19 protein-coding genes are annotated in these 24,969 nt (G+C 63.4%); 12 read left to right on the forward strand and 7 right to left on the reverse strand.

Going from position 1 to position 24,969, the window contains the following annotated elements:
- Positions 1–413 precede the first annotated feature (413 nt).
- Positions 414–1,166: a DUF502 domain-containing protein gene (locus tag CK226_RS29030; RefSeq protein ID WP_095789669.1), complete on the forward strand. Its 753-nt coding sequence runs from the start codon at positions 414–416 to the stop codon at positions 1,164–1,166.
- Here the strand turns inward: CK226_RS29030 and recG are convergent.
- Positions 1,118–3,226 carry an ATP-dependent DNA helicase RecG gene (gene recG, locus CK226_RS29035; protein WP_095793687.1) on the reverse strand — a complete coding sequence of 703 codons (2,109 nt, stop codon included), beginning with the start codon at positions 3,224–3,226 and terminating at the stop codon, positions 1,118–1,120. The two genes, CK226_RS29030 and recG, sit on opposite strands and share 49 nt — an antisense overlap.
- A 92-nt stretch (positions 3,227–3,318) precedes the next feature.
- On the opposite strand from recG, the gene CK226_RS29040 reads away from it, so the two are divergent.
- The 3 genes from CK226_RS29040 (at position 3,319) to CK226_RS29050 (ending at position 8,684) form a co-directional block, all read left to right on the forward strand.
- Positions 3,319–3,606 (forward strand): succinate dehydrogenase assembly factor 2, encoded by a 288-nt coding sequence (locus tag CK226_RS29040; protein WP_095775332.1) that lies wholly within the window; start codon positions 3,319–3,321, stop codon positions 3,604–3,606.
- A 72-nt stretch (positions 3,607–3,678) separates the two neighbouring features.
- Positions 3,679–7,176, forward strand: a complete 3,498-nt coding sequence (gene mfd / locus CK226_RS29045; protein ID WP_095793688.1) for a transcription-repair coupling factor — start codon at positions 3,679–3,681, stop codon at positions 7,174–7,176.
- Positions 7,177–7,310: 134 nt separating this feature from the next.
- Positions 7,311–8,684: a 3-deoxy-7-phosphoheptulonate synthase class II gene (locus tag CK226_RS29050; RefSeq protein WP_095775334.1), complete on the forward strand. Its 1,374-nt coding sequence runs from the start codon at positions 7,311–7,313 to the stop codon at positions 8,682–8,684.
- 113 nt (positions 8,685–8,797) lie between these two features.
- Here CK226_RS29050 and CK226_RS29055 read toward each other — a convergent pair whose 3' ends face one another.
- Positions 8,798–9,868 carry a diguanylate cyclase gene (locus CK226_RS29055; protein WP_095793689.1) on the reverse strand — a complete coding sequence of 357 codons (1,071 nt, stop codon included), beginning with the start codon at positions 9,866–9,868 and terminating at the stop codon, positions 8,798–8,800.
- 402 nt (positions 9,869–10,270) lie between these two features.
- On the opposite strand from CK226_RS29055, the gene CK226_RS29060 reads away from it, so the two are divergent.
- Positions 10,271–10,687 carry a GFA family protein gene (locus CK226_RS29060; protein ID WP_095775336.1) on the forward strand — a complete coding sequence of 139 codons (417 nt, stop codon included), beginning with the start codon at positions 10,271–10,273 and terminating at the stop codon, positions 10,685–10,687.
- A 78-nt stretch (positions 10,688–10,765) separates the two neighbouring features.
- On the forward strand, positions 10,766–11,125 hold the full coding sequence (locus tag CK226_RS29065) for a diacylglycerol kinase (RefSeq protein ID WP_095793690.1): 360 nt from the start codon (positions 10,766–10,768) through the stop codon (positions 11,123–11,125).
- A gap of 23 nt (positions 11,126–11,148) precedes the next feature.
- On the opposite strand, the gene CK226_RS29070 is transcribed toward CK226_RS29065, so the two are convergent.
- Positions 11,149–11,736: a DedA family protein gene (locus CK226_RS29070; protein WP_095793691.1), complete on the reverse strand. Its 588-nt coding sequence runs from the start codon at positions 11,734–11,736 to the stop codon at positions 11,149–11,151.
- Positions 11,733–12,296, reverse strand: a complete 564-nt coding sequence (locus CK226_RS29075; protein WP_095775339.1) for a DUF1003 domain-containing protein — start codon at positions 12,294–12,296, stop codon at positions 11,733–11,735. Before CK226_RS29075 ends, CK226_RS29070 begins: the two co-directional genes overlap by 4 nt.
- Positions 12,297–12,382: 86 nt before the next feature.
- On the opposite strand from CK226_RS29075, the gene CK226_RS29080 reads away from it, so the two are divergent.
- The 6 genes from CK226_RS29080 to CK226_RS29105 all read left to right on the forward strand — a co-directional run bounded on the left by CK226_RS29080 (position 12,383) and on the right by CK226_RS29105 (position 20,420).
- Positions 12,383–13,099, forward strand: a complete 717-nt coding sequence (locus CK226_RS29080) for a DNA-3-methyladenine glycosylase I (RefSeq protein ID WP_095775340.1) — start codon at positions 12,383–12,385, stop codon at positions 13,097–13,099.
- A gap of 73 nt (positions 13,100–13,172) precedes the next feature.
- Positions 13,173–14,849, forward strand: a complete 1,677-nt coding sequence (locus tag CK226_RS29085) for an NAD+ synthase (protein ID WP_095793692.1) — start codon at positions 13,173–13,175, stop codon at positions 14,847–14,849.
- A 53-nt stretch (positions 14,850–14,902) separates the two neighbouring features.
- A complete protein-coding gene (locus CK226_RS29090) occupies positions 14,903–15,313 on the forward strand; it encodes a GNAT family N-acetyltransferase (RefSeq protein ID WP_095793742.1) in 411 nt (136 codons plus the stop codon).
- A gap of 392 nt (positions 15,314–15,705) precedes the next feature.
- Positions 15,706–17,511 (forward strand): ABC transporter ATP-binding protein, encoded by a 1,806-nt coding sequence (locus tag CK226_RS29095; protein ID WP_095793743.1) that lies wholly within the window; start codon positions 15,706–15,708, stop codon positions 17,509–17,511.
- A 206-nt stretch (positions 17,512–17,717) separates the two neighbouring features.
- A complete protein-coding gene (locus CK226_RS29100; RefSeq protein WP_095793693.1) occupies positions 17,718–18,899 on the forward strand; it encodes a hypothetical protein in 1,182 nt (393 codons plus the stop codon).
- Positions 18,900–19,046: 147 nt separating this feature from the next.
- Positions 19,047–20,420 (forward strand): glutamate--tRNA ligase, encoded by a 1,374-nt coding sequence (locus CK226_RS29105; RefSeq protein ID WP_095793694.1) that lies wholly within the window; start codon positions 19,047–19,049, stop codon positions 20,418–20,420.
- On the opposite strand, the gene CK226_RS29110 is transcribed toward CK226_RS29105, so the two are convergent.
- From CK226_RS29110 to CK226_RS29120, 3 genes are all read right to left on the reverse strand, one after another.
- On the reverse strand, positions 20,338–21,543 hold the full coding sequence (locus tag CK226_RS29110) for a DUF2865 domain-containing protein (protein ID WP_095793695.1): 1,206 nt from the start codon (positions 21,541–21,543) through the stop codon (positions 20,338–20,340). The genes CK226_RS29105 and CK226_RS29110 overlap by 83 nt on opposite strands.
- Before the next feature lie 155 nt (positions 21,544–21,698).
- The gene (locus CK226_RS29115; protein WP_245437877.1) at positions 21,699–22,352 is read right to left on the reverse strand and encodes an outer membrane protein; all 654 of its coding nucleotides are present in this window, start codon (positions 22,350–22,352) and stop codon (positions 21,699–21,701) included.
- 219 nt (positions 22,353–22,571) lie between these two features.
- Positions 22,572–24,896: an NADP-dependent malic enzyme gene (locus tag CK226_RS29120; protein ID WP_095793696.1), complete on the reverse strand. Its 2,325-nt coding sequence runs from the start codon at positions 24,894–24,896 to the stop codon at positions 22,572–22,574.
- Between the last annotated feature and the right edge of the window lie 73 nt (positions 24,897–24,969).

Here is a 24,969-nt window from a genome sequence, read left to right on the forward strand (position 1 = left end):
TCATCCTGCCGGACGTGCCGGAAATCATCTCGCCGATCATCTACGCGCTGCCGATCCAGATGCTGGCCTATTTCGCCGCCGTGTTCATGGGCACCGACGTCGACCAGCCGCGCAATCTGGCGAAATCGGTCACGGTGGAATAGCACTGTCACTGCTTGCTCGGCGGGCAGCAATTCGAAGTCCAGCTGGCGATAGCCCTTCTTTCGTCATCCACGGGCGGAGCAAGAGCGAAGCTCTGTCGCGCAGACCCGAGGATGACGAGGGAGGGATGTTTCGGCCTAATCGCGAACGGCAGCAGCTTCCGTTTGGAACACTGAGAGCCGCGTCATAGAGCGGGTCCTTTTAAAAACTTCGCAGTTCCAAACGGCGTCCCGGTTCACTAATGTTGCGCTGCAACCCGCGCCCGGTGAACCATGTCCGATGCTTCCAAGACCTCAGGCATGACCCGGCTGAGGAACTATTTCCTCACGGGGTTCGTCGTCTGCGCACCGCTGGCGATCACCGCCTATATCGCCTGGTCGTTCATCGGCTGGGTCGATTCCTGGGTAAAGCCCTATATTCCGGCGCGTTACAGCCCCGATACCTATCTGCCGTTTCCGGTCCCCGGGTTCGGGCTGATCGTCGCACTGATCCTGGTCACGCTGATCGGTTTCCTCACCGCCAACATTGTCGGCCGCGCCATTGTCGGTTTCGGCGAGCGCCTGCTTGGCCGCATGCCGCTGGTGCGCGGCATCTATGGCTCGCTGAAGCAGATCTTCGAGACCGTGCTGTCGAACAAGGGCGACATGTTCCGCCAGGTCGGACTGGTCGAATATCCGCGCAAGGGCGTGTGGTCGCTGGTGTTCGTCGCCAGCGAGAAGGAAACCGAGATCAATGAGAAGCTCGATCAGGAAGGCGATCCGCTGATCGCCGTGTTCATGCCCTGTACGCCGAATCCGACGACCGGGTTCCTGATGTATGTGCTGAAGTCCGACATCGTGCTGCTCGACATGACGATCGAGGACGGCGCCAAGCTGATCGTTTCGGCCGGGCTGGTGGCGCCCGAGGTGAAAAGCAAGATGGTGACGCTGAATGGCGAGCCGATCAACGGAACCGTCGCCAATCCGCCATTGGGGCCTCACCCGGCGCGCAGAAGCCGAACGGCCGCGTCGCGGCCGAACAAATAGAGCAGCAGGCGCAGCGCCTGGCCGCGGTCGGATTGCAGCTCCGGGTCGCGTGACAGGATAAGCCTTGCATCGTCGCGGGCTGCCTCCAGGAGATCGGCATGCGCCTCGATGCGCGCCACCTGGAAGCCCGGTGTGCCGGACTGGCGGGTGCCCAACAGCTCGCCTTCGCCGCGCAATTTCAGGTCTTCCTCGGCGATCAAAAAGCCGTCCTCGGTCTCGCGCATCACCGACAGCCGGCGTTTTGCCGTCTCGCCGAGCGGGTCCTTGTAGAGCAGCACGCAAGAGGATGGCTTGTCGCCGCGCCCGACCCGGCCGCGCAGCTGGTGCAGTTGCGCAAGGCCGAAGCGCTCGGCATGCTCGATGACCATGACGGTGGCATCGGGCACGTCGACGCCGACCTCGATGACCGTGGTGGCGATCAGGATGCGCGTCTCGCCCTCCTTGAAGGCGCGCATCGCCTCGTCCTTCTCGGTGCCCTTCATGCGGCCGTGGACAAGGCCGATGCGGTCGCCGAACAACGGTTTCAGCGAGGCAAAGCGATCCTCGGCCGACATCAGCTTGATCTCTTCGGATTCCTCGACCAGCGGGCAGATCCAGTAGATTTTCTGGCCCCCGGCGACGGCATCCTCCATGCGGTCGACCAGTTCGTCGAGACGCTCCAGCGGCAGCGTGACGGTACGGATCGGCTGTCGCCCGGCGGGCTTTTCCGTCAGCTTGGAGACATCCATGTCGCCGAAGGCGGTCAGTACCAGCGTGCGCGGGATCGGTGTGGCGGTCATCACCAGCATGTCTGGCGCGTCGCCCTTGGCGGTGATGGCAAGCCGCTGGTGGACGCCGAAACGATGCTGCTCGTCGATGACGGCGAGCACCAGATCGTGGAAGGTCACCGTCTCCTGGAATAGCGCGTGGGTGCCGACGACGATGTCGAGCTCGCCGCTTGCCAGGCCGGCCAATGTTTCGGTGCGTTCGCGGCCCTTTTCGCGGCCGGTGAGGATGGCGATGCGCAGGCCGACCTTGGCGGCGAGCGGCGCGATCGTCGCCAGATGCTGGCGCGCCAGGATTTCGGTCGGTGCCATCAGTGCCGCCTGGCCGCCGGCCTCGACGGCGCGCGCCATGGCAAGCAGCGCGACCACCGTCTTGCCCGAGCCGACATCGCCCTGTAGCAGCCGCAGCATGCGCTCGGGGTCGGCAAGGTCGGCATTGATTTCGGCCAGCGCGAATTCCTGGCTTGCGGTCAGCGAATAGGGAAGGGCTGCACGGAGTTTCTCGACGATGCGGCCGTCGCCGACCAGGGGGCGGCCGGACAGGCGGCGGATCTTTGCCCGCACCAGCGCCAGCGAGACCTGGCCCGCCAGCAACTCGTCATAGGCAAGACGCCGCCAGGCCGCGCCGTCGATGGAAACGTCGATGGGATCGGCCGGATTGTGGATGCGGGTAAGCGCGTCGGCAAAGCTGGGAAAGGTGTGCCGGCGCATGAAGGCGCCGTCCTGCCACTCCGGAAATTCGGGCAGTCGCGCCAGCGCCTGGCCGATCGCGCGGCGCAGCACCTTGCCCGAGAGGCCCGCGGTGAGCGGATAGACCGGCTCGACCAGCGGCAGGTTCTCCGCTTCGCTGGCCAGCGCGATGTGGTCGGGGTGAACCATGGTCGGGCGGCCGTTGAACCATTCCATGCGGCCCGAGACCACGACATGCTCGCCCACGGGCATTGCCTTTTCGAGATAGGCGGCGTGCGCATGAAAGAAGGTCAGGCCGATCTCGCCGGTATCGTCATGGGCGTAGACCCTGTAAGGCACCGACCGGTTGCCGCGCGGCGGCGGCTGGTGGCGGTCGATGCGCACGTCGAGGGTCACGATCTGGCCTTCCGCGGAACCGGCAATGCCCGGCCGACTGCGGCGGTCGATGACGGTATGCGGCAGCACGAACAGAAGGTCGCCGGCGCGGGCCGCTCGATCACCAAGATCAGCGGTGACGACCTTCTCGATCAGCGCGCCGACCTTCGGTCCGACGCCGGCAAGCGAAGTGATCGGAACAAACAGCGGATCGAGGATGGAAGGACGCATGATGTCAGCTTATGTCGCGACGGCTACAGCGCAAGGCTGACAGCCCCTTCTATCCACGCTATATGCGCCGCAGCAAGTGAGGATGCGCCACAATGACCGGAACGAAACGATCAAGCGAGGGGCTGGACGCCCACCGCCGCAAGCTGTTGTTCCGCTCCTGGCATCGCGGCATGCGCGAGATGGATCTCATCCTCGGCACCTTCGCCGACGCCGAGATCGGCGCCTTGACGGCTGATGAAATCGAACAATATGAGGGGCTCCTCGACATTTCCGACACCGAATTCCTACCGCTTATCACCGGTGAACGCCCGATCCCGGCGGATATCGATTGTCCTGTCCTGCAAAAGATCCTGGCGTCCCGCCGGACCATGACTTTCTGAACAACAGCAATTCCAGGAAAAGTGCGAAGCGGTTTTCCCACAGGAATTGCGACAAACAAAGACCGTGATTTGATGAGCCTCATTCCCACCATTGGTCTGCCGAAAGGCCGTGCCGGCCAATTCATCGTCGATGGTGTCGCCGATGGGTACGAGGCGTTCGCACTGGTGCAGGCCGCACTCGAGATCGCGCCCGACAAGCCGGTGCTGTTCGTGGCGCGTGACGGCCAGCGCCTGCCTGTTATCATCGAGGCACTGGCCTTTGCCGCGCCCGGCCTGCCGGTGCTGGAACTGCCGGCTTGGGACTGTCTGCCCTACGATCGCGTCTCGCCCGGCTCGGATGCCGCCGCCAAGCGCCTCGATGCCCTGACAGCGATGATCGCGCTGGCGAAGAAGCCGCATCGCGCCGTCATCCTCACCACCGCCAATGCGCTTCTGCAGCGCGTTCCGCCGGCCGACCTGGTCGAGGCACAGACCTTTCATGCGAGGCCTGGCAACCAGATCGACATGAACGTGCTGATTGCGCGGCTGGAAACGTCCGGCTTCGAGCGGGTGCCGACAGTTCGCGGCATCGGCGAGTTCGCGGTGCGCGGCGGCATTCTCGACCTGTTTGCTCCGGGTTGGACCGAGGCGCTGCGCCTCGATTTCTTCGGCGATACGCTGGAATCGATCCGCGTCTTCGATGCCGCCACGCAGCGCACCACCGGCCAGCGCAAGTCGATGGCGCTGCAGGCGATGAGCGAAGTGGCGCTGACGCCTGAAACCATCAGCCGCTTCCGCCGCTCCTATATCGAAGCGTTCGGCGCGCCGCAGCGCGACGACGGGCTCTACACGGCAGTCAGCGAGGGCAGGCGGTTCGCCGGCATGGAGCATTGGCTGCCGTTCTTCTATGAGCGGCTGGAGACGGTGTTCGACTATCTGCCGGATACGCCTGTCGTTTTCGACCATCTGGCGCATGAAGCGCTGGCCGAACGCCACACGCTGATCCTCGACCATTATGAAGCGCGCAAAAAGCAGGCCGACGCCGCGCTGAAGGATGCGGTGCCCTACAAGCCGGTTGCGCCCGATCTGCTCTATCTCTCGCCGGAAAACCTGATCGCCTCGCTCGGTCCGCGCGAAGCGATCGACTTCACGCCCTTCGACGCGCCCGATGCCGGCGCGAAAAAGGTCTACCACGCCGGCTCGCGCCATGGCCGCAGTTTCGTTGAGGAGCGCGCCGATCCGAACGTCAACGTCTTCGACGTCGTCGCCAGGCATATCGCCGACGAGCGCGCGGCACGTCGGCGTATTGTCATCGCCGGCTGGACGGAAGGTTCGCTCGACCGGCTTGGCCAGATCCTCACCGAGCATCACCTCGGCAATCTCAAGCAGGTCGGGACGCTGGCGGAAGCCGAACAGCTCGAGCCGGGGCAGGCGGCATTGGCCGTGCTGCCGCTCGAATCCGGCTTCGAGACCGAAAAACTGGTCGTCGTCGCCGAACAGGATATTCTGGGCGACCGGCTGATCAGGCGTTCAAAGCGCAAGAAGCGCGCCTCCGACTTCATTGCCGAGGCTTCGGCGCTGTCGGCCGGCGATATCGTCGTCCATGCCGACCATGGCATTGGCCGCTTCATCGGTCTGCGCACCATCGAGGCGGTCGGCGCGCCGCATGATTGCCTGGAAATCCACTATGCCGGCGACGACCGGCTGTTCCTGCCGGTGGAAAACATCGAGCTGCTGTCGCGCTACGGTTCTGACACGGCCGAAGCGACGCTGGACAAGCTCGGCGGCGGCGCCTGGCAGTCGCGCAAGGCCAAGCTGAAGCGGCGCCTGCTCGACATGGCCGGGCAGCTGATCCGCATCGCCGCCGAGCGGCAGATGCGCGCCGCGCCGGCTCTGGTGCCGGCCGAAGGCCTCTATGACGAATTCGCCGCGCGTTTCCCCTACGAGGAAACCGACGACCAGCAGACGGCCATCGACTCCGTCAGGGATGACCTCGGCGCCGGCAAGCCGATGGACCGGCTGATCTGCGGCGATGTCGGCTTCGGCAAGACGGAAGTGGCGCTGCGCGCCGCCTTCATCGCGGCGATGGAAGGGTTCCAGGTCGCGGTCGTGGTGCCGACGACGCTGTTGTCGCGCCAGCATTACAAGACGTTCTTGCAGCGTTTCTCAGGCCTTCCCATCCGCGTCGCCCAGGCCTCGCGGCTGGTCGGCGCCAAGGAACTGGCGGAGACGAAGAAGGCTTTGGCCGAGGGGCAGGTCGACATCGTTGTCGGCACGCATGCGCTGCTCGGTTCGTCGATCTCGTTCAAGAATCTCGGCCTGCTGATCATCGACGAGGAGCAGCACTTTGGCGTCAAGCACAAGGAAAGGCTGAAGGATCTGAAGACCGACGTCCATGTGCTGACGCTGTCGGCGACGCCGATCCCGCGCACGCTTCAACTGGCACTGACCGGGGTGCGCGAGCTGTCGTTGATCGCCACGCCGCCGGTCGACCGCATGGCGGTGCGCACTTTCATCTCGCCCTTCGATCCGCTGGTCATTCGCGAGACGCTGCTGCGCGAGCGCTATCGTGGCGGCCACTCCTTCTATGTCGTTCCACGTATCAGCGACCTCTCGGAAATCCATGATTTCCTGAAAGAATCCGTGCCCGAACTGAAAGTGGCGGTTGCCCATGGCCAGATGCCGCCGGGCGAGCTCGACGACATCATGAATGCCTTCTATGACGGGCAATACGACGTACTTCTGTCGACCACCATCGTCGAATCCGGCCTCGACATCCCGACCGCCAACACGCTGATCATCCACCGCGCCGACATGTTCGGCCTGTCGCAGCTCTACCAGCTGCGCGGCCGGGTCGGGCGCTCGAAGGTGCGCGCCTATGCGCTGTTCACGCTGCCGGCCAACCGCAAGCTCACCGACACGGCCGAGCGCCGGCTGAAGGTGCTGCAATCGCTCGACACGCTGGGCGCCGGCTTCCAGCTCGCCAGCCACGATCTCGATATAAGGGGCGCCGGCAATCTCCTGGGCGAAGAGCAGTCCGGCCATATCAAGGAGGTCGGCTTCGAACTCTACCAGCAGATGCTGGAAGAGGCTGTCGCCGAGGTGAAGGATTCCGGCGAGGTCCTGGATGGCGGCTGGTCGCCGCAGATCGCCGTCGGCACGGCGGTGATGATCCCCGAAAGCTACGTGCCGGACCTGCAGCTCAGGCTGGCGCTCTACCGCCGCCTCGGCGACCTCGAAGACACCGAGGAGATCGACGCTTTCGGCGCCGAACTGATCGACCGTTTCGGCCCGCTGCCGGACGAGGTAAAGCATCTGTTGAAAATCGTCTTCATCAAGGCGCTTTGCCGCAAGGCCAATGTCGAGAAGCTCGACGCCGGGCCGAAGGGCGTCGTCATTCATTTCCGCAAGCGCGAGTTCTCCAACCCGGTCGGCCTGGTCAAGTTCATCGGCGAGCAGGGTTCGCTGGCCAAGATCCGCCCGGATCACAGCGTCGTCTTCGCCCGCGAATGGCCGACCGCCGAGAAACGGCTGGCGGGCTCGGCGGTGGTCATGACACAACTGGCGCGCCTGGTTGAGAAGGCTGCGTAGCCCCCCGACCCATTCGCCAGCGCTGAAATTCCGGTCTAGAATAGGAAATCGGCTTCGTGTATGGAGCCGCCAACCCATATAGGGGCGGAAATGGCGGGCGAGGGTGCTCGCCGGAAAGAGTGTTGGGTGCAGCGATGACGAAATGGTCGCCGAATTCGTGGAGAGCAAAGCCGATCAAGCAGGTTCCTGCCTATCCGGACCTTGCCGCGCTGAAGAACACCGAAGCCCAACTCGCCACCTACCCGCCACTGGTCTTTGCCGGCGAGGCGCGCAAGCTCAAGAAGCAGCTCGCGGCGGTCGCCGCTGGTGAGGCGTTCCTGCTCCAGGGCGGCGACTGCGCCGAAAGTTTTGCCGAGCACGGCGCCGACAACATCCGCGACTTCTTCCGCGTCTTCCTGCAGATGTCGGTCGTGCTGACTTTTGCCGGCGCACAGCCGGTGGTGAAGGTCGGACGCGTCGCCGGCCAGTTCGCCAAGCCGCGTTCGTCCGACAATGAGACCAAGGGCGAGGTGACGCTGCCGAGCTATCGCGGCGACATCATCAACGGCATCGAATTCGACGCCAAGTCCCGTATTCCCGATCCTGCCCGCCAGGAAATGGCGTACCGCCAGTCGGCGGCGACGCTCAACCTTCTGCGCGCCTTCGCCCAGGGCGGCTATGCCAGCCTGGAGAACGTGCATAGCTGGATGCTCGGCTTCGTCGCCGACAGCCCGCAGGGCGAAAAATACGGTGAGCTCGCCAACCGCATCACCGAGACGATGGACTTCATGAAGGCCGTCGGCATCACCTCGGAGACCAATTACGCGCTGCGCGAGACCGATTTCTACACCAGCCATGAAGCGCTGCTGCTTGGCTATGAGGAAGCTCTGACCCGTGTCGATTCGACCTCCGGCGACTGGTATGCCACGTCGGGTCACATGATCTGGATCGGCGACCGCACGCGCCAGCCCGATCATGCCCATGTCGAGTATTGCCGCGGCATCAAGAACCCGCTCGGCCTGAAATGCGGCCCGTCGCTGACCGCTGACGGCTTGCTGGAGCTGATCGACCTGCTCAACCCCGAGAACGAGCCCGGCCGGCTGACGCTGATCGCCCGCTTCGGCTCCGACAAGGTCGCCGACCATCTGCCGAAGCTGGTGCGCGCGGTGCAGAAGGAAGGCCGCAGCGTGGTCTGGTCGTCGGACCCCATGCATGGCAACACGATTGAGGCCGCCGGTTACAAGACGCGGCCGTTCGACCGCATCCTGAAGGAGGTGCAGACCTTCTTCGAGGTGCACCGCGCCGAAGGCACGCATCCGGGCGGCATCCATGTCGAGATGACCGGCAAGAACGTCACCGAATGCACGGGTGGCGCGCGCGCCATCACGGCCGAGGAATTGCAGGACCGTTACCACACGCATTGCGACCCGCGCCTCAATGCCGACCAGGCGATCGAGCTCGCCTTCCTGGTGTCGGATCTCCTGAAGAAAAGCCACCCGGTCCAGCACAAGCAGGCCGTCAACGGCTGATGCCGGCCAATGACCCGATTAAGGAAAGGCGCTGGAGAAATCCGGCGCCTTCTTCGTTTTAGCTCACGTTTGTGTTCTCAGCAGCTGCCAGCGCGATCAGCTGATAGAAGGCGTCAATCCTTCTTGTAGAGCAGCCAGCTCTTGCCGGCGCGGCCGACCATCGTCGAATGCTTGGTGACGCGGTTGCGGCCGCTCACTTTCGAACGGTAGAGTGCACGGTCGGCCTTGGTGTAGAGGTCCTCCGGGCCCTCGGCCTCGGATGCCATGCAGATGCCCATCGAGACGGTCACGGTTCCGTAATTCATGCCGGTCTGGCTGCTGGTGAACGGCGTCTGCTCGATCAGGGCGCGAATGCGCTCGGCGATCTCGTAGGTGGCGTCTTCGCTGGCACCCTCGATGATCAGCGCGAACTCCTCGCCGCCGGTGCGGGCGACGAACATGTCGCCGCGAATGCTGGTTTGGAAAATCTCGGCGATGATCTGGATGATCTTGTCGCCGACAGGATGGCCGTAGCGGTCGTTGATGTCCTTGAACCGATCGATGTCGGCAAGGATCAAGGCGTTGAACAGGATACCCTTGTTGCTGGTGTAGATCCGGGTGATTTCCTTGTCGAAGGCGCGGCGGTTCCGAATCTGGGTCAACGGGTCCGTATCGGCCAGCCGCTTGTATTCCTCGAGCTTCGACTTGACGCTTTCGAGTTCGGCCGTCTTGTCGCTGAGCGTCGAAGCGATCTGCTTGCCGTGATCGATCGTCGAATTGGTGGCAACGGCCATGGCGTTGGCGATTTTTTGCAGAAGGTCCTGCGAGAGCAAGCTGCGGCCACTCAGGCCGTTCGATGTCTCGTCGAGGATCCTGCCGTATTTTTCGATGTGGCTGCGTTCGCTCCGCAAAAGCGCCGCGACCTCCTCGAGTTCCCGGGCGATGACGTCCCGCGCATGCTCGACGATACCGGGGCCGTGGTTCTGGGCAAAGAAGGCGCGTCCGATCTTATCCAATTCATCCTGCGTCGGCCGGCTGCTCAGCGACACGACGGCGAGACTGAGCTCGCGGTTGGTGCCGCTCAATGCCTCGTAGAAGATTTCGTAGTTGCGCGGCAGGCCGAGGACGCCAAGCTGGCGCATGGTCGCGACAACCGTGGCTGCGATGTCGGTGTTTCGTTCGGTCGTGGCTGCTGCCGGCTGCATGTCTGATCCACTCTTCCCCTCGGATCCCGACGCGGAATTTGCGGGTTCCATTGATCGCCGACCTGGGGAGCGCGACCCGATAGTCCAGAACATCTTGCGAAGAGACGCGTCCCCACCCGCCATCTTCGCTTGGCGTGACCATAGATGCGGTGGCGCTAAAGTTTCCTTAATCCGCGCGACCTCCATGGGTTTTTCGCTACCTGTGGCTGTAGAAGCATAGATCTTGTACCACCACAGCGGGAAAGCGTCCGGTTTGAGGGCTTTGACTTCGAAATCCGCCTGTTGTGCCGATGGAATTTCGAATCTGTCACGCCAATCGATGTCGCATTTGCTTGCGCGCAACCACCGCAAAGCTGGAATCCTGGCAATGATGCTGGGCGAGGTTTCTCCAGGAGCGCCGAAATGAGTGACAGTCACCAGGGATCATGCCTGTGCGGAGCGGTCCGCTTCCGGACAAGGGGAGCATTGCGCGGCGTCGTCTACTGTCATTGCTCGCAATGCCGGAAGCAAAGCGGGCATTTCTATGCCGCGACCAATGTCGCCGACGCCGACATCGTGATCGAAGGCGCCGAAAGCATCACATGGTATGAAGCGTCCGCTTTCGCCGGGCGCGGCTTCTGCAAGACTTGCGGCTCCGTGCTGTTCTGGAAGCCAAGGGCTCAAGATTATATTTCGGTCATGGCGGGAGCGTTCGACAAGCCGACAGGTCTCAAGGGCGACTGTCATATCTTCGTTGGTGACAAGGGCGACTATTATTCGATCGACGACGGGTTGCCGCAGTTTGAAAAGTCGACGCCTTCGATAGCGGTCGCTGAATGAATTTTGGACAAGACGCCTTATTCCCTTGATCGGGCCGTTGCTTTATCTCGTGCCGGTAACTCGCAAAGAGGTTTGGGCATGCAGCGGCTGATCGACGCTTTTTTCAATTCGGTGCGGGCGTTTCGCAAGCTGGCCGCCAGCGAGAAGGCTTTCCAACAGGAACTGATGCTGCTGGTGCTCGCCTTGCCCGCTGCGTGGTTCGTTTCAGTCTCCTGGCGTGGTTATGCGCTTCTGGTCGGGGCGGTGCTGTTGCTGATCATGGTCGAGGTGCTGAACACCGGCATCGAGGCGGCCTGCGATGCCTTCAGCCGCGAGTTCAATGTCGACATCCAGCTGGCCAAGGATTGCGGTTCGCTGGCGGTGCTGATCTCGGTGGTCATCGTCGCCGGCGTCTGGGGCATCGCGCTCATCGAGCGGATCACCGGCCTTCCAATCTGACCTTCCGAGCGAGGCCGGCGGCATCACTGCTCCCGGCGACGTTCCCACTTGGCGATGTGGCGGGCGACAAGCCAGGCCAGCACGGCCACGGTGAGGCCAATGCCGAGCCCGATGAACAGCCGCTCGTGGCGCATCAGCGCCTGGCCGACGAAATGCTCGGCGCCCAGCCCGAAGACATAGCCGATCGTACTGAACAGCACCGCCCAGATCGTCGATGAGATGGCGTTGAGGATAACGAAGCGGGGTGCTGCTATGGTCGACAGGCCGGCCGCGATGCCACCAACCAGGCGCATGCCGTAGACATAGCGATTCGACAGCACGAAGATGTTGGGATGGGTGTTGAGCAGACGGTAGGCGCGGCGGAAGCCCGGCCGCCTGCGCAGCCTGACGACATGGCGGTTATCGGCAAAACTTCTGCCCAGGATGAAGAAGCAGGTGTCGCCGGCGAAGGCGCCGAGCGCTGCCGCGACAACAGCGTGCCACAGCACGAAAACATTCTGGTGGGCGAAGAAACCGCCGAGGATGGCGGCGCTTTCCCCTTCGGCGACGCAGCCGAGAAAGACGGCAAGCAGCCCATATTGTTCGATGAAAGGATGGATCGCTTCGGTCATGAGGCCGACTGCTGCCGCGCCAGCCTCTCGTCGATGCGCTTGACCGCTTCCGTCAGCCGCACGATCTCGTCGCGCATGCCGATGATCTGGCTGTGGCGCAGTTCATCGAGTTTCTCGTGCAGCGCCATGATCTCGATCTCGGCCTTCAGATTGACCTCATAATCATGGGCGGCGTCGATGCGGTCGCGTTCGGTCTGGCGGTTCTGCGCCATCATGATCACCGGCGCCTGCAAGGCGGCGACCATCGACAGCACCAGATTGAGGAAGATGAACGGGTAAGGGTCGAAGGCATCGCGCGTCAAAAGCCAGACATTGCCGACTGTCCAGACAACCAGGAAAGCGATGAAGCCCAGGATGAAGGACCAGGAGCCGCCGATGCGGGCGATCGTATCGGCGAGGCGGTCGCCAAAGGTCTGGTGGAAAGCGACGGCCTTGTTGGTGTCCCTGGAGATCGTGGTGCGCTCGAGCGTCGATTGCAGCACGCGGCTCTCCAACTGGCTGAGGCCGTCCGGCCGTCGCTTGAGCCAGCGGTTCGCCAGGTCGTCGATTGTCTTGTTCATGGCCGTCTCCGTCGTCAGTGGAGATAGACGTAGAGGCTGCCGCCTCTCGCGGGAAGTGTTACATTCAAGCCAGCAGCGAGGGACCCATGGCCGATTTCCAGAAAATTCGCCTGCGCGCGGCAAAGCGCAAGGGCGGCGAAGCCGAGCTTGCAACGCTGCTTGGGCCAGTGCCCGACAATGCCGCGGTCGCCGATACCCCGGACGACCGCATTCTCTCGACCATGGCCGAGCGGATCTTTGCCGCCGGTTTCGTCTGGCGGGTCATCGAGCAGAAATGGCCCGGTTTCGAGGAGGCGTTTCTGCGCTTCGAGCCGAAGCGGCTGTTGTTCCAGCCTGACGATTTCTGGCACGATCTGGCTTCCGACCAGCGCATTGTGCGCAACCCGCAGAAAATCAAATCCGTGCGCGACAACGCTGCCTTCGTCGAACGCGTGTCGAAGGAGCATGGCGGCTTCGGCGAATTCCTCGCCAACTGGCCTGCCGACGACCAGGTCGGGCTGATGGCCTATCTCGGCAAGCATGGCAGCCGGCTGGGCGGCAATACGGGCCAGTATTTCCTGCGCTGGCTGGGCTGGGATGCCTTCGTCATCTCGGCCGACATGGCAGCAGCGCTTCGTGACGCCGGCCTCGACATCGCCGAAAGCCCGACCTCGAAGAGGGACCTCGACAAGATCCAGGCGCAGATCAATCAATGGGTGGCGGACACCAGCCTGCCGCGCCGGCACATTTCGCGCATCCTGGCGATGTCGATCGGCGAGAACCATTCTCCGCAGTCGCTGCGCGAATATATGGGCGACGACTGATCGACGGTCTCGGTCGGGGTGGTCCAAGCCAACGCCATTGCGAGGCGAATTGTGCCGCGCTAAGTCAGCAGGCATGACCAAGAAGCCCGACCTACTGCGCATCGCGATCGCCCAGCTCAACCCGACCGTCGGCGATGTCGCCGGCAATCTCGCCAAGGCCCGCGAGGCGAGGGCGGATGCCAGGCGCCAGGGCGCCGATCTCGTGCTCTACACCGAGCTTTTCCTCGCCGGTTATCCTCCCGAGGACCTGGTGCTGAAGCCGGCCTTCCTGAAGGCCTGCGAAAAGGCGGCGCAGGAGTTTGCCGCCGATACATCGGATGGCGGCCCCGGCGTCATCATCGGCACGCCGCTGAAGCGCAAGAGCGGCACGCACAATTCGATCGTCGTCGCCGATGGTGGCAAGATCATCGCCGAACGCTACAAGCTCGACCTGCCGAATTATGGCGAGTTCGATGAGAAGCGCGTGTTCCAGGCAGGACCCGAGATCCAGGGACCTGTCAATTTCCGTGGCGTGCGCATCGGCATTCCGATTTGCGAGGACATCTGGGGCGATGTCGGCATCTGCGAATCGCTGGCGGAAAGCGGGGCAGAAATCCTGCTGGTTCCGAACGGCTCGCCTTACTATCGGGCCAAGATCGATGTCCGCCATCAGGTCGTCATCCGCCAGGTCATCGAATGCGGATTGCCCATCACCTATGCCAATCAGCTTGGCGGTCAGGATGAGCTGATCTTCGACGGCGCGTCGTTTGCCATCGGCGCCGACAAGACATTGGCTTTCCAGATGAGCCAGTTCGAGGAAGCGGTCGACGTCATCACATGGAAGCGCGGGGAGGACGGCTGGGTCTGCTCGGAAGGGCCAATGTCGAAGATCCCCGAGCGGGAGGAGGCCGACTATCGCGCCTGCATGCTGGGCCTGCGCGACTACGTCAACAAGAACGGCTTCAAGAATGTGGTGCTCGGCCTGTCCGGCGGCATCGATTCGGCGATCTGTGCCGCCCTTGCCGTCGACGCGCTCGGCGAAGAGCGGTTGCGCGCGGTGATGATGCCCTACCGCTACACCTCGAAGGATTCGCTCAAGGACGCCGAGGATTGCGCCCGCGCGCTCGGCTGCCGTTATGACATCGTGCCGATCTTCGAGCCGGTCGAAGGTTTCCTGCATGCGCTGACGCAGCTCTTCGAGGGCACCAAGGAAGGCATCACCGAGGAAAATTTGCAGAGCCGTGCGCGCGGCACCATCCTGATGGCGATTTCCAACAAATTCGGCTCGATGGTGGTCACGACAGGCAACAAGAGCGAGATGTCGGTCGGTTATGCCACGCTCTATGGCGATATGAATGGCGGCTTCAATCCGATCAAGGACCTCTACAAGATGCAGGTCTACGCGCTGTCGCGCTGGCGTAACAGCCATGTGCCGCCTGGCGCGCTCGGGCCGTCGGGCGAGGTCATCCCGAAGAACATCATCGACAAGGCGCCGTCGGCGGAGTTGCGCGAGAACCAGACCGACCAGGATTCGCTGCCGCCCTATCCGGTGCTGGACGACATTCTCGAATGCCTGGTCGAGAATGAGATGGGCGTCGACGAGATCGTCGCGCGCGGCCATGACCGGGCGACGGTGACGCGCATCGAACACCTGCTTTACATCGCCGAATACAAGCGCCGGCAGGCGGCACCGGGGGTGAAGATCACCCGTAAGAATTTCGGCCGCGATCGCCGCTATCCCATCACCAACCGTTTCAGGGATCGTGGGTAACGCGCAGTTCGTCCAATGGGCGAAAATACGCGATGCCGCGAGGCGAGACAGCCATGCTGGACTGTGAGATCAGCTTCGACCTTGCGCGAATCGACTTCCGTGCGACCTCCAACCTGCTGATGGCGAGCTATTGGGGGGCTGGACGCAGCGACGAGTTTCATCGCCGGGCCTTCGCCAATTCGTTCTGCGCCGCCGCCTACATCGACGGAAAGCAGGTCGGTTTCGGCAGGGCGATCACCGACCGCACGGTGTTCGCCTATCTTGCCGACATCATCGTCTGGCCCGAGAATCGCGGGCAGGGCATTGGCCAGCGGCTGGTGCAGGCACTCATCGATCATCCCGAGCTCGGCACCGTCTCGCACTGGAGCCTGTCGACCGGTGATGCGCATGGGGTCTACGAAAAGCTGGGCTTCAAGGCATCGACCGATGGCCGATACATGCGCTTGGACCGCACGCCCCAGTGACCGCAACGCGGCGAAAGCTCCCGCCGCCGTTGTTGCAAAATAATCGCACTGGTTGCACCGGATACGCTTTTTGGCAAGGCCCGTCTTGGCGTTGCATCAGAGCGTCTCTATAAGGACCACTCCGCGATTCATTTGCGGGAGGTCCGAATGGCAGTATTTAAAATGGTAATGCGAGGCCGCGAAGCCTAGGCCTCATCTGGCGCCGCGCGAAGGTCCGCCCTTCGCATCGGAGCCAAATTGAGCACAGGCTTATGCCGATGCCGGTCGCCGCCCGATTACGGGCGTGACGCCAAAATATGCCATTCCGCTTCTGGGCAATCATTCGCCCCTTGCGCGGCTTCTTCAATTTTCGACCTTACTGGGATCGGGCTCGTTTGCGCCCGAATGACATCATGGCTCGTTTCAAGATCGATTTGCGCGCGAGCGCCTTTCGCAGCGTTCTTGGTTTCACACTTACCCATTGGCGGCGCCAGCCCTGGCGGCTTTCGCTGATCATGGGTGGTTTCCTGCTGTCGACGCTGGCCGACGTCCTGACGCCGCTCTATTCCGGCCGCCTGGTCGACGCCGTCGCCAGCAGCGCCGGCGCGGACGCCATTGCCTGGAACGCCGCCATGACGGCGTTTTCGATATTGATGGCGCTTGCCTTGACGGGCGTCGTGCTGCGCAACCTGGCATTCATGGGCATCGTCGAACTGACGCTGAAGATGATGGCCGACATTGCCGCCGATGCCTTCCATCGCGTCCAGCGCTTTTCCACCGACTGGCACGCCAACAGCTTTGCCGGCTCGACCGTGCGCAAGGTGACGCGCGGCATGTGGGCGCTCGACCTGCTCAACGACACCATCCTGATCGCGCTCTTGCCATCGGTGGTCATGCTCGTCGGCTCGACGCTGCTGCTTGGCTGGTTCTGGCCGCTGATGGGCGTGGTCGTTGCCGTCGGCTCGGTGCTGTTCATCACTGTGACGGCGATGCTGTCGCTTGGCTATGTCGCGCCGGCGGCCAGGCTCGCCAACACCTGGGACACGCGCCTTGGCGGTTCGCTTGCCGACGCTGTCAGCTGCAACGCCGTGGTCAAGGGCTTTGGCGCCGAGGTGCGCGAAGAGCGCCGCCTCGCCAAGGTTGTCGCCAAATGGCGGGCGCGCACGCGGCGCACCTGGGTGCGCGGCACCGTCAACGGCACCACGCAAGGGGCGTTGCTGCTGGTCATGCGCGCCGCGGTGATCGGCCTGTCGCTGCTGCTGTGGTCGTGGGGGCAGGCGAGCGCCGGCGACGTCGCCTTCGTGCTGACCTCGTTCTTCGTGCTGCAGGGCTATCTCAGGGATATCGGCACGCATATCCGCAATTTGCAGCGTTCGATCAACGACATGGAGGAACTGGTCGATTTCCAGTCCGAACCGCTCGGCATCGAGGACCGGCCCGGCGCCAGGCCGATCCGGATCACGCAAGGGTCGATCAGCTTCGACAAGGTCACTTTTCACTACGGCAATCACCGGTCGCCGCTCTATCGCGACTTTTCGGTCGATATCGCGCCGGGTGAACGCGTCGGGCTCGTCGGTCACTCCGGTTCGGGCAAGACGACATTCGTCAAGCTGATCCAGAGGCTCTATGACGTCAATGCGGGCAAGATCCTGATCGACGGCCAGGACATCTCGCAGGTGGCGCAGGCGTCGCTGCGCGGGCAGATCGCGATCGTCCAGCAGGAGCCGATCCTGTTCCATCGCTCGCTGGCCGAAAACATCGCCTATGCCAGGCCAAACGCGACGCAGGAGGAGATCGAGCATGCCGCGAAGCTGGCCAGCGCGCATGACTTCATCACCAGCCTGCCAAAGGGTTATGGCACGCTGGTCGGCGAGCGCGGCGTGAAATTGTCGGGCGGCGAGCGGCAGCGCGTGGCCATCGCGCGCGCCTTCCTGGCCGATGCGCGCATCCTGATCCTGGACGAGGCGACGTCGAGCCTCGATTCGGAATCGGAGGTGCTTATCCAGCAGGCGATGGAGCGGCTGATGGTCGGCCGCACCACGCTGGTCATCGCGCACCGGCTGTCGACGGTGCGAGCGCTCGACAGGCTGCTGGTCTTCGATCGCGGCAACGTCGTCGAGGAAGGCTCGCATGACGAACTGATCCGGCTGAAGGGTGGCATCTACCGCCGCCTGTTCGAGCGTCAGGCGCTCGAACTCACCAAGGGACTGGTCATCTGACCTGAGATGGCCTCCGCCATCGGCCGGAGGCCATCTCCATCAGGCGCTGTCAGACAGAGTGACCTGCGCGGCATACTTTTTTATAATGCCGGGGTACAACACGCTATTTCTACCACTGGTTGCGGGTTGTTTACGCAAAAGCAACCCAGGGATCGTAAGCCCGTGCCCTGGGATCAAACTGGTCAGCGCAGGATTTCGGCTTCACTATGCATCTTGCTTCCGAAGATACCGGTGCGGAAAAAGTAGCTGCGCCGCCGGTGCTGGCAATTCACCATGGCTCGGTTCGGCCACTCGCCGCCGAAGATCTCGAGCGGGTCGCCGCACTCTTCCTGACGAAGTTTCGCCGTCGGCGACGTCACCTCCTCGATCGCGCCATCGCTGAGACGGCCGAGTATATGAGAAAGATCTATCTCGACCCTGCCGGCCAGCCAGGCGCGAGCAACGCTCTTGTCCAGATCAACCCGCAGGGAGATCTGGGTGGCTTCCTCGGTGTCCTGAAGGCCCGCTACGAGCTCAACGGCGCGACATTGAATGCCGCGATCATCGGTCCGCTCATGGCTGACACCGGCACCGATCACGGTTCGGCCGGGCCGCAATTGCTGCGTGCCGTGCATCAAGGCGAATTCGATCTGCACCTGACCGATTCGGCCAACCGGGTATCCCTGGCCTTCGCGCGCCCGATGAAATACCAGTTGCTGCCGACGCATTGTCTGGGATGGACCCGCATTTTCCGCCCGGCCGCGGTGGCATCGGCCGTGGCGCGCGGTAAATGGCCGGGCCTGCCGCGCTTCGTGCTCGATCCCTGCGCCCGAGCATTCGATGCTTTTACGAGAAAAAGGTTCGAGCCGCCTGTCCAGCATTCCTCGTCACACCGGATCCATCGCGAACCGATGGATGCCGCGCTATTTGCGGAGCGGCTGCCGACCCTTGTCTCAGATTACTCGCTGCGGCCGCGCTGGCAGGATGGCGAGCTGCCACGGCTGCTGGCGCTGGCGGCCGAGAAACGGGCCGACGGCCCCCTTCATTTTGGTGGGACCTACGACGAAGCCGGTAAAATGCTCGGTTGCTACGCTTTCTACGGTCAGGCCGGCGGCATCGCGAACCTGCTGCAACTCCAGTCCTCTGGACCTCACTGGGGTGCGACGCTGGATGGCGTGATGGAGGACGCGTGGAATATGGGCTGCGCCGGCATCATCGGGCAGACGCAGAGCAGGTTCATGCCGCAACTCTTCAGCTACAAGAATGTCTTCTTCCGCTATGCCGGGGGGACGATGGTGCGCTCGCGCATCCCCGAGGTCGCGCAAGCGGTCCGCTCCGGCGACATCTTTATCGGTGGGTTGATGGGCGACCGCTGGACCCGCCTCAGTTCCGACGACTTCGGCCGCTGATCGCTTTCAACCAGCTGTTCTGATCGGATAAGGGCCATGCGCCGCGCATGGCCTCAGTCTTTTCATCGCCCGCGTCATGTTCTATGTGTGCCGACCAGCGCGGGGGCGCATCTTGTCAATCACAAAGGCATCCGGTACGCCCCGCTCATGACAGTTACCGTTCGTTTCGCCCCGTCACCGACCGGCCGCATCCATATCGGCAATGCGCGCACCGCTCTGTTCAACTGGCTGTTTGCCCTGAACAACAAGGGCCGCTTCATCCAGCGCTTCGACGACACCGACATTGGCCGTTCGAAGCAGGAATTCGCCGACGCCATCCTCTACGACCTGCATTGGCTGGGCATCTTCCCCGATGCCACCGAATATCAGTCGCGGCGCTTCGAGGTCTATGACGCGGCGGTCGAGCGGCTGAAGGCGGCGGGCGTTCTCTACGCCTGCTATGAAACGCCGGAAGAACTCGACCTGAGGCGCAAGGTGCGCCGCACGCGGGGCCTGCCGCCGGTCTATGGCCGCGAGGCCCTGGCGCTGACACAGGAGCAGGTGGCCGAATACCGGGCCGACGGGCGCCGGCCGCACTGGCGCTTCCTGCTACCCAATTTCACCAGCGATCCGCTGCAGCCCGAACGCACGGAGGTTCATTGGAACGATCTGGTGCGTGGCGACGAAACGGTCGATCTCGCTTCGCTCTCGGATCCAGTGCTGGTGCGCGAGGACGGCACCTATCTCTACACTTTGCCATCCGTCGTCGACGACATCGAGATGGGTGTCAGCCACGTCATCCGCGGCGACGACCATGTCACCAACACCGGCGTGCAGATTGCCCTGTTCAAGGCTCTGGACGCCGAGCCGCCTGTCTTCGGCCACCACAATCTCTTGACCACCGTCTCGGGCGAAGGGCTGTCTAAGCGCAGCGGCGCACTCTCCATCGAAAGCCTGCGCGAGGATGGCATCGAGCCGATGGCCGTCGCGTCGCTCGCCGTTCTGGTCGGCACCTCGGAGAATGTCGCGGCCGCGCATGATCTCGCCGATCTCGCCGGCCATTTCGACCCGGCCGCGACCTCGAAATCATCGGCCAAGTTCGATCCGGACGAACTGTTCGTGCTCAACCGCGTGCTGCTGCACCACATGCCGTTCGACGAGGCGCGCGACAGGCTGATGGTGCTTGGCATCTCCGGCGAACAGGCCGAGCCGTTCTGGCTGGCGGTACGCGGCAATCTCGACCGGCTCGCCGATGCGGTGGGCTGGTGGCGCATCCTGCGCGAGGGGCCGCAGGACAGACCGGAGTTCTCCGACGACGATCGTGACTTCCTCGGACAGGCCTTCGAAGTCCTGCCCGAAGAGCCCTGGAACGGAGCGGTCTGGAAGGACTGGACCGGCAAGATCAGGGAAGCGACAGGGCGCAAGGGCAAGGGGCTGTTCATGCCGCTGAGGCTTGCCCTTACTGGACTGCCTTCGGGGCCGGAGCTTGCAGATTTATTGCCGCTGATGGGTCGGGAAGGAACGTTGGCCCGACGACCCTGACCTTGCGCTGCTCCGGCGGCAAGGCGGATACCGGCGACGTCACCGGCTTGGCGGAAAGCCGCTTGATGGCGTCGCGGTCGAGCCCGCCGTCCCTGTTGGCCAGGGTTTCCGGGTCGGCCCCCGGATCGGGCTTGGAGGCCGGCATGGGAACCAACGGTGCCGCTTCCGTTTCCGGCAGCGACTGTTGCGGGGCCGGCGGGTTGCCGCCAATGATCTGGAAGTTCTGCGCGGCATTGCAGCCGCAGGCCGGCGGCCGCGATATGTTGGACTGCTTGTAGAGATAGGCGGTCGGCAGCTCGCTGTAGGGCCTTCCGGTGACCGATGAGGTCATCGAGGCCGAATCGTCGTCCATGCCGCGCGAATAGAAGACCTGCATCTCCGTGCCGGGGCAGCTGGATTCGCAATTCTTCTGGTCTCGCTCGAAATCGCCGACCGAGGCGGCATTCGACATCGGGAAGAAATAGCCGTCGCAGGTGCGCACGCAGGTGGTGTGGAACTCGCCGCCGGTGCCCGGAGCGTCTGGAACGCCGGGCAGGTTCAGGACGCGGCCGACATTGCGTTCCTCACCGGGATCGTCCGTCTGGTCAGGCGTGTCGCTCGGCTGGTCGTCGCCGCCGAAAAGCTGGTCGAACAGGTTGGCGTTGCCGTCTTCCTCGCGGTCGGCTTCCTGCAGCGGCGCGCGGCGCGGCGCAACCGTGTCGTCGCGGCAGCCATTGGCGTCGAGTGCGGCCAGGATGCGGCCACGGTCGCGACGCGAGCCGCCGCCACCGGCGAGTTGGGCACGCTTGGCCTGGAGACCGTCGAGATTGGCGTTCATGCGGTCGATGGTGGCGTTGAGCCCGGCGCATCGATTGATGTTGCGGGAAAACAGCGAAAACCCGCAACCGGCATTGTCCGCCTGGCTGCGGGCCTTGGAGATCTGTTCGCGCTGCCGGTCGATCGCGGCATCGTATTTGCGGATCATTGCCGGACCACCGCCGCCGCCACGCGAAGCCGCGGCAAGATCGGCCTCCAATTGACGGCAGACCCGCGAGGCGGCCTGTGGTTCGGCGATGGTGGCGCCTGACAGCAGGAGGCCAAGCAGCATGGCAGCATGCGCCCGCTTCAACCCTCCGCTTGTCATCCGCCTCAATCCCGCTGGCCTGTGCCCGCCAAACTACCCCGTTGCCGGTTAATCGTCTATTTCGGATGCGGTCCGCTACCTGCCCTCGATCGCGGCAGCGGGCGGGTTCAATCAGCCGGAAAGCGACGGGGCGCGGCAGATCTCTCCACCGACTGTCAGAACTTGTAATTCATACCGATCTTGACCGCGTTGAACGTGTTGTCGAACGTGGTGTTGGAGTTCGGGGCATAGTCGATGGTCTGGTCCCTCAGATCGACATATTGATATTCGAACTTCGCCGACCAATGGTCCGTGATCGCCTGCTCCAGTCCGGCGCCGATGGTCCAGCCAACCTTGGTGTTCTTCTCGGAAAAGCTATCGAGGGGACCGTCGAGATACCGGTTTTCGACGTTTCCAAACGCCAGGCCACCGGTGCCGTAGATCAGGCTACGATCGAGCGCGTAGCCCGCCCTGGCGCGCAGCGTACCAAACCAGTCCACCTTGGTGTCGTAAACATCGCCCAAGCCGGAGGTGATCTCGTCGGAGTGCCCCTTGATGTCGGCTCCGGAAACATCGGCCTCGACGCCAAGAACCGCGGAGTTGATCTGATAGTTGTAGCCGATCTGCACGCCGCCCAGGAAACCATCGGTATCGTAATCCTGCGAACCCCGGATCGTTGGGGTGTTCGGCAAATTGTAAGTCGCGTCAGTCCGTCCAAAACCGTAGCCGATCTGACCGCCGACATAGACCCCGGACCAGTCATGAACCGTCGCGGGCTCGGCACTGATGGCGTCCGCGGCCAGAGCTTGTCCGCCGATCAGCGACAGCAATGCGGATGCGAGCAACAAGCCTTTCATGACGTCCTCGCCGTCAGATCAGATGCGCAACCATATCAGGTCGGTCTTCCCCGCGAAATCCGCTTCCGGGCAACGTTGATTTTCCGCAATCGCAAGTTGCCGGTCGGCAACACCCCGTTTGCAACAACTTGTCGCCGGCATGTGAGGATGCTGCCCGGAAGACCGGGCCAGCCTGTTGAAGCCGGCTTCAGCCTAGTCCAGATTGGCGATGGCCTGCGCCTTGTGCGCGGCCTCGACCACCGCGAGAGCCGTCATGTTGACCACACCGCGCGACGTGACCGAGGGCGTCAGTATGTGCGCCGGCTTGTCGGTGCCGAGCAGGATCGGCCCGACATGGAGAGCATCCATCATGGCGCGCAACGCCGTCAACGTGATGTTGGCTGAATCGAGGTTGGGGAACACCAACAGATTGGCTTCGCCCTTGAGCCGCGAATGCGGATAGACGCGCTGGCGCAGATGCTCGGACAGCGCGGAATCGGCATGCATTTCGCCGTCGCACTGCAATTCCGGCGCGATGCGCGCCAGGATTGCCGCCGCCTGGCGCATCTTTAGCGCGCTTGGTGAATCGCGCGAACCGAAATCCGAATGCGACAGAAGGGCCGCCTTCGGCTCGATGCCGAACCGCTGGATTTCCTCGGCCGCCAGCACGGTCATCTCGGCGATCTCCTCGGCCGTCGGGTCGACGGAGACGTGGGTGTCGGTGAGGAAGATGATGCCGCGCTGCGAAATCAGCATCGAAAGCGTCGACAGGTCATAGTCCTTGATGCCGGCGCGAGGGCCAATGATGAGCGTCACGTTGCGCAGATGCCGCTCGAAGCGCCCTTCGAGGCCGCAGACCATGGCATCGGCGTCGCCACGCTTGAGCGCCAGCGCCGCGATCACCGTGTTGTCGGTGCGCACCATGGTGCGCGCGGCTTCCGTCGTGACGCCGCGCCGGCCGGCAAGTTCGATCAGCAGGTCGACATAGTGGCGATAGCGCGGATCGTCCTCGGGATTGATCAGGCCGAAATCGACGCCCAGCTTGATGCGCAGTCCGTAGCGCTTCAGCCTGACCTCGATGACGTGCGGGCGACCGATCAGGATCGGCTCGGCGATGCCTTCCTCGAGCACCACCTGGGCGGCGCGCAGCACGCGCTCGTCCTCGCCATCGGCATAGATGACGCGCTTGGCGCTCGATGCCTTGGCGGACGAGAATACCGGCTTCATCACCAGGCCGGAGCGGAAGACGAAGCGATTGAGCTTGTCGATATAGGCGGCGAAGTCGGTGATCGGCCGTGTCGCCACACCGGTGTCGCAGGCCGCCTTGGCGACGGCCGGCGCGATGCGCAGGATGAGCCTGGGATCGAAGGGCGAGGGAATCAGGAAATCGGGTCCGAAGATCGGCGTCTCGCCCGAATAGGCGCGTGCGGCGACGTCCGAAGGCTCTTCGCGGGCAAGGGCGGCGATGGCCCGCACCGCAGCCATCTTCATCTCCTCGTTGATGGCGCTGGCGCCGCAGTCGAGCGCGCCACGGAAAATGTAAGGAAAGCACAGGACGTTGTTGACCTGATTGGGAAAATCGGAGCGGCCGGTGCAGATCATGGCATCGGGACGCGCCGCGCGCGCCACTTCCGGCATGATCTCGGGATTGGGATTGGCGAGCGCCAGGATCAGAGGTTTTGGCGCCATGTGCTGCAGCAGTTCCGGCTTCAGCACACCCGCCGCTGACAGGCCGAGGAAAACGTCGGCGCCAGGGATGACATCGGCCAGCGTGCGCGCCTCGGTATCCTTCACATAGGGGTCTTTCCAGCGGTCCATCTCGTCGGTGCGGCCCTTGTAGGCGACGCCGAAACGATCGGTGACCCAGATGTTTTCGATGCGCACGCCGAGCGAGACCAGCAGGTTCAGGCAGGCAAGGGCGGCGGCACCGGCGCCGGAGGTGACGACCTTGATGTCCGAGATGGTCTTGCCGGCGAATTCCAGTCCGTTGAGCACGGCGGCGGCGACGATGATGGCGGTGCCATGCTGGTCGTCGTGGAACACCGGTATGCTCATGCGAGCTTTCAGCCGTTCCTCGACTTCAAAACACTCCGGCGCCTTGATGTCCTCGAGGTTGATGCCGCCGAAAGTGGGTTCGAGAGCGGCGACGGTCTCCACCATGCGCTCGATCTCGGGTGCGTCGATCTCGATGTCGAAGACGTCGATGCCGGCGAACTTCTTGAACAGAACCGCCTTGCCTTCCATGACCGGCTTGGAGGCCAGCGGGCCGATATTGCCGAGGCCGAGCACGGCCGAGCCATTGGAGACGACGCCGACGAGGTTGGCGCGCGCCGTGTAATCGGCGGCGGTTGCCGGATTGTCGCGGATCTCAAGACAAGGCGCCGCCACGCCGGGCGAATAGGCGAGCGCCAGGTCGCGCTGGTTGCCGAGCGGCTTGGTTGCCTGGATCTCGAGCTTTCCCGGCGTCGGGTGCTTGTGGAAGTAGAGGGCGGCTTCGTCGAGGTCCGAACGTGCCGTTTTCTTGTTCTCGCCTTCCATGCGGCCGCTCCCTCGAAACCTGTGTCGGGAGTCCTTTTAGCATGCGGCCAAGATTTTTCGCGACGCTAATTGA

This window comes from Mesorhizobium sp. WSM4311 (assembly GCF_002295115.1).
Classification (GTDB): Bacteria; Pseudomonadota; Alphaproteobacteria; order Rhizobiales; family Rhizobiaceae; genus Mesorhizobium.

What these genes read in the sequence shown, in the direction of transcription:
- mfd (WP_095793688.1), top strand. Translation starts at nt 3,679, where the DNA reads ATGAGCCTCATTCCCACCATTGGTCTGCCGAAAGGCCGTGCCGGCCAA.
- CK226_RS29120 (WP_095793696.1), bottom strand. Translation starts at nt 24,896, where the DNA reads ATGGAAGGCGAGAACAAGAAAACGGCACGTTCGGACCTCGACGAAGCC.
- CK226_RS29060 (WP_095775336.1), top strand. Translation starts at nt 10,271, where the DNA reads ATGAGTGACAGTCACCAGGGATCATGCCTGTGCGGAGCGGTCCGCTTC.
- CK226_RS29080 (WP_095775340.1), top strand. Translation starts at nt 12,383, where the DNA reads ATGGCCGATTTCCAGAAAATTCGCCTGCGCGCGGCAAAGCGCAAGGGC.
- CK226_RS29030 (WP_095789669.1), top strand. Translation starts at nt 414, where the DNA reads ATGTCCGATGCTTCCAAGACCTCAGGCATGACCCGGCTGAGGAACTAT.
- CK226_RS29055 (WP_095793689.1), bottom strand. Translation starts at nt 9,868, where the DNA reads ATGCAGCCGGCAGCAGCCACGACCGAACGAAACACCGACATCGCAGCC.
- recG (WP_095793687.1), bottom strand. Translation starts at nt 3,226, where the DNA reads ATGCGTCCTTCCATCCTCGATCCGCTGTTTGTTCCGATCACTTCGCTT.
- CK226_RS29095 (WP_095793743.1), top strand. Translation starts at nt 15,706, where the DNA reads ATGGCTCGTTTCAAGATCGATTTGCGCGCGAGCGCCTTTCGCAGCGTT.
- CK226_RS29075 (WP_095775339.1), bottom strand. Translation starts at nt 12,296, where the DNA reads ATGAACAAGACAATCGACGACCTGGCGAACCGCTGGCTCAAGCGACGG.
- CK226_RS29085 (WP_095793692.1), top strand. Translation starts at nt 13,173, where the DNA reads ATGACCAAGAAGCCCGACCTACTGCGCATCGCGATCGCCCAGCTCAAC.
- CK226_RS29050 (WP_095775334.1), top strand. Translation starts at nt 7,311, where the DNA reads ATGACGAAATGGTCGCCGAATTCGTGGAGAGCAAAGCCGATCAAGCAG.
- CK226_RS29040 (WP_095775332.1), top strand. Translation starts at nt 3,319, where the DNA reads ATGACCGGAACGAAACGATCAAGCGAGGGGCTGGACGCCCACCGCCGC.
- CK226_RS29090 (WP_095793742.1), top strand. Translation starts at nt 14,903, where the DNA reads ATGCTGGACTGTGAGATCAGCTTCGACCTTGCGCGAATCGACTTCCGT.
- CK226_RS29065 (WP_095793690.1), top strand. Translation starts at nt 10,766, where the DNA reads ATGCAGCGGCTGATCGACGCTTTTTTCAATTCGGTGCGGGCGTTTCGC.
- CK226_RS29105 (WP_095793694.1), top strand. Translation starts at nt 19,047, where the DNA reads ATGACAGTTACCGTTCGTTTCGCCCCGTCACCGACCGGCCGCATCCAT.
- CK226_RS29070 (WP_095793691.1), bottom strand. Translation starts at nt 11,736, where the DNA reads ATGACCGAAGCGATCCATCCTTTCATCGAACAATATGGGCTGCTTGCC.
- CK226_RS29100 (WP_095793693.1), top strand. Translation starts at nt 17,718, where the DNA reads ATGCATCTTGCTTCCGAAGATACCGGTGCGGAAAAAGTAGCTGCGCCG.
- CK226_RS29110 (WP_095793695.1), bottom strand. Translation starts at nt 21,543, where the DNA reads ATGACAAGCGGAGGGTTGAAGCGGGCGCATGCTGCCATGCTGCTTGGC.